This window comes from Nonomuraea mangrovi (genome assembly GCF_042681425.1).
GTDB classification, from domain to species: Bacteria; Actinomycetota; Actinomycetes; order Streptosporangiales; family Streptosporangiaceae; genus Nonomuraea; species Nonomuraea mangrovi.
Genome location: NZ_JBHUFV010000124.1, coordinates 1 through 612 on the forward strand (window position 1 = coordinate 1; position 612 = coordinate 612).

Below are 612 nucleotides of genomic sequence, written 5' to 3' on the forward strand. Positions count from 1 at the left end.
GAAGTGGCCGACCGCCGTGCTGCGCAGGATGGCCTGCTCGGCGGAGGTGCTGGAGTCCTTCATGCCGACGGGTGCGTAGATGTCGCGTGCGAGCAGGTCGGGGAAGGACAGGCCGGTCACCACTTCCAGCAGGCGGCCGGCGACGATCATGCCGCCGTTGGAGTAGCTGAGCTGCTCGCCGGGTTCGAACAGGGTGCCGCAGCTGTTGGCCAGGCCGTTGACGTAGGCCTTCAGGGCGTCGCGGCCCTTGTCGTCGGGGAAGTACAGGTCCGCGTCGATGCCGTTGGTGTGGGAGATCAGGTGCCGGACCAGGATCTTGTCCGCGGCGTCCGGCGCGGTCAGCGCGAAGTCGGGCAGGTACTTCACGACCGGGGTGTCGAGGTCCAGCAGGCCGCGGTCGACCTGCTGCAGGACCAGGGTGGTGGTCAGGACCTTGGTGACGGAGCCGAACAGGAATCCGGTGTCTTCGAGCATCGGCGCGCCGGTGGCGAGGTTGGCGGTGCCGTGGGCGACGACGATCTGCTCGCCGGCGTGGTGGACGCCGGCGACGAACCCGGGGACGCCGTTGGCCTCGCAGGAGGCGGCGATCTGCTCGCGGAGGGAGGCTTCGAC

1 protein-coding gene is annotated in these 612 nt (G+C 69.4%); it reads right to left on the reverse strand.

The window, feature by feature from the left end:
- Positions 1-612 (reverse strand): serine hydrolase domain-containing protein (locus ACFSKW_RS54800; RefSeq protein WP_379583868.1); only part of this gene is annotated, 612 nt, incomplete at both ends.